General features: G+C 66.6%; 1 protein-coding gene and 1 pseudogene. Both read left to right on the forward strand.

Going from position 1 to position 3838, the window contains the following annotated elements; genetic code table 11:
- Window positions 1-647: pseudogene (locus ACZ92H_RS29310) on the forward strand (hypothetical protein); the annotation flags it as partial.
- 97 nt (window positions 648-744) lie between these two features.
- Window positions 745-3838 (forward strand): beta-ketoacyl synthase N-terminal-like domain-containing protein (locus ACZ92H_RS29315; RefSeq protein ID WP_465051959.1); only part of this gene is annotated, 3094 nt, incomplete at its 3' end.

Genomic DNA, 3838 nt, shown 5'->3' on the forward strand with positions numbered 1-3838 from the left:
CGAGCTTCCAGGCGCAAAAGGCGGTGATGCAGGCGGCGCTGGCGCGCAGCGGCAAGCTGGCGGGGCAGATTGACCATGTCGAGGTGAACGGTTCCGGCTCGGAAGTGACGGATCTGCTGGAGCTGAAAGCGATCGAGGCGGTGTACCGGGCGGCAGAGCGCGCGCCGTGCAGCCTCGGCTCGATCAAGCCGAACATCGGCCATCCGCTGTGCGCGGAAGGCATCGCTAGTTTCATCAAGGTGGTGCTGATGCTGCACCACGGGCTGGAAGTGCCGTTCCTGTCGGGCCACCAGCCGATGCGGCATTACGACATGCAGGCTTCGCCGTTCCATTTCACGCGCAGCGCCGGCGCCTGGCGCGGCGCCGGGGTGCGCAGCGTGGCGATCAACAGCTTCGCCGACGGCGGCACCAACGTGCATGCCATCCTGGAATCGTGGCCGGCCGCCGCCGGCGACACGGCCGCACGGCGCCAGCCGCTGCAGCCGCCGGCGCTGCAGCGCATCGATGTGCGCGTGGCCGCCGGCGACGCTGGCGACACTGGCGTCAGCAGCGGCACCAGCGGCTTCTGGGACGGGGACGGCGCGGCGGAAACGTACGCCGAGGCACCGTCTGCCCAGGCGGTCGAGGACAGTTTTTGGGGTTTGTGATCAGCACAGGACGCGTTGCCACCCATCCGGGTGCAACAGGACATACATAAAGAGGACAGATGTGAAAGCGACGTTTTCCATAAGTAGCAAACATCCGGTGATCGAGGGACATCTGGTACACGGGCGGCATCTGCTGCCTGGCCTGGCTTATATCGACATGCTGTACCAGCTGTTTCGCAAGCATGGCCATGACTACCGGCAACTTGAATTGCGCAATATGGTGATCTACGTACCCTTGCTGGTCGCGCCCGGCGGCGCAATGCAGCTGACGATCGATTGCGAAGAGTCCAGGCCCGGCAGTTGGGATATCGCGATCAGCAGCCATGTGGCCGGTGGCGCCGCAACGCGCCACGCGAAGGCGCAGATGCACCGCGTCGCCGCCGAACCGTTCGAGGATCGCCTCGACCTGCAGACCGCCAGGCAAGACGCCTTGCGCGTGCTGGACATGGAAGAGGTGTATGCGCAATGCCGCAACCGTCAATTGCAGCATTCGCCGTACATGCGGGCCGTGGGCAGCGTCCATGCCCTGCCGCACGCCGTCCTGGTGGACGCGGCGCTGGGCCGGCAGGCGGAGGAGCGCGCGTCCGGCTCCATGTTTCATCCGGTGCTGATCGATGGCAGCGCCGTTGGCGTTGCCGGGCTGCAGCCGCCGTCGCCGGATCTGCACGTGCCGCTGTTTTATGCGTCGTTCCGTGCCACCGCCCTGCTCGGTACGCGCTGCATCGCGCGCATCCTGTCCACGTCGGTCCGCCAGAGCGGCGAGCTGTTTTATTCCACTCTAGAATTTTTTGACATGTCGGGGCGCAAGGTGGCCGAATTGCGCGACTGCGCCAACAAGTTCGTACGCCACGCCGGCCTGCTCGATGCGCAGGGCGCTGGGGCGCTGGCGCCAGCGCCGCTCCTGCCGCAGGCAGCGGCCAGCGGCCAGCCCGCCGACGCCATCGAAGGATTGTTGCGGCGCCTGATCGGCGCGCGGCTGAAGCAGGCGGCGCACACGGTTGCGCTGCATGCCGGCTATTATGAAATGGGATTGGGCTCGGCCGATTTGCTGGAAGTGGTCGCCACACTGAACGGCATGGGGCAACTCAGCCTGACGCCGACCCTGCTGTTCGAATACCCGAATATCGCCGAACTGGCGGCCTACCTGGCGGCCCGGCATGCGCAGGATTTGGTGGGCGCCGCCTTGCCCGATGCCGATACCGTGGCTGCCGCCGAGCCGGCGCCGCCCTCCGTGGCGCCGGCGGCGCCGCCAGTGGCGGCGCCGGCCGTGGCGCCGGCCGGGCTGCGTGAAGACATCGCCATTATCGGGCTGGCGGGGCGCTATCCGCACGCCGCCAATGTGCAGCAGTTCTGGGAAAATCTCAAGAACGGCAAGGACTGCATCAGCGAGATTCCGGCCGAACGCTGGGATCATGGCCAGTATTTTGATCCTGACCGCAACCGCGAAGACAAGACCTATAGCAAGTGGGGCGGCTTCATCGACGGCGTCGATGAATTCGACCCGCTGTTTTTCAATATTCCGCCGCGCCATGCCGCAGCGACGGACCCGCAGGAACGGCTGTTCCTGCAATGCGCGTATGCGACCCTGGAAGACGCCGGCTACACGCGCGCCGCACTGGCCAGCCAGGCGGACGGCAACGTGGGCGTTTTTGTCGGCGTGATGTACGAGGAATACCATTTGTACGGTGCGCAGGAGCAGGCGCGCGGCAGCCACCTCACTGTCGGCGGCAATCTGGCCTCGGTGGCCAACCGCGTCTCGTACTTTTGCGACTTCAACGGTCCCAGCATGGTCGTCAACACCATGTGCTCGTCGTCGCTGACGGCATTGCAACTGGCATGCCAGAGCCTCCAGGCAGGCGCCTGCCAGCTGGCCCTGGCCGGGGGCGTGAATTTGTCGCTGCATCCGAACAAGTACCTGATGCTGGGACAGGGAAAGTTCGTCTCCAGCAAGGGCCAGTGCGAGAGCTTCGGCGAGGGCGGCGATGGCTACGTGCCGGCCGAAGGCGTGGGCGCGGTGCTGCTCAAGCCCCTGGCGAAGGCCATCGCCGATGGCGACCATATCTATGGCGTCATCAAGGCCGTGACCCTCAACCATGGCGGCAAGGCGAATGGCTATACGGTACCCAGCCCGGTTGCGCAGAGCAGGCTGATGACGCGCGCGCTGCGCGAAGCGGGCATCGATGCGCGCGCCATCAGCTACATTGAAGCGCATGGCACGGGCACCTCGCTGGGCGATCCCATCGAGATCGCGGGCCTGAGCCGCGCCTTCCGCGAGCAGACGCCCGACCGGCAGTTCTGCGCCATCGGCTCGGCCAAGTCGAACATCGGCCATTGCGAGAGCGCGGCCGGCATCGCGGGCCTGACCAAGGTGCTGCTGCAGATGCGCCACGGCCAGCTGGCGCCGTCGCTGCACTCGGCCGTGCTCAATCCGCACATCGACTTTGCCGGCAGCCCGTTCATGGTGCAGCAGGAACTGGCCGAGTGGAAGCGCCCCACCTTCCTGCGCGATGGCGTCGAGGTCGAGGGCAGCCGTATCGCCGGCGTCTCCTCCTTCGGTGCGGGCGGCTCGAATGCCTGCGTGCTGGTAGCCGAGCATGCCGCGCCGCCGCGTGCCGCCATCGCGGTGACGCAAGAACGCCCGGCCCTGATCGTGCTGTCAGCGAAGAACGAAGCTGGTTTGCGGGCACAGGCTCTGCAACTGGCTGAGGCGCTCGATACGCAGGGGCTGACAGATGCTGACCTGGCCGATATCGCCTACACCCTGCAGACAGGGCGCGAAGCGATGGAAGAGCGCCTGGCGCTCCTTGCGCTGTCGGTGGAGCAGTTGCAGCATGGTCTGCTGGCGTGGCTGGAGGGCGATGAGGAGGGCGGCCAATACTATCGGGGCCAGGTCAAGCGCGGCAGCGACGCATTGGAACTCTTGGGCAGCGACGAAGATATGGCGTGCGCGCTGGCCACGACGGTCCAGAGCTGGCTGGCAAAAGGCAAGCATGGCAAGCTGCTGGAATTGTGGGCGAGGGGGATGGCCGTGGACTGGCACCAGTTGTATGCTGGCTGGACAAGCGCCACGCCGCGCCGTATCAGCCTGCCGACCTATCCGTTCGCCAAGGAGCGCTACTGGGTACCGGCGGCGCCCGCCGCGCTGGCCGTGGCGGCCGAAGCCGCGCCGGCAGCGGCGGCAGGCGCGCGCC

Source organism: Janthinobacterium foliorum, assembly GCF_978021625.1.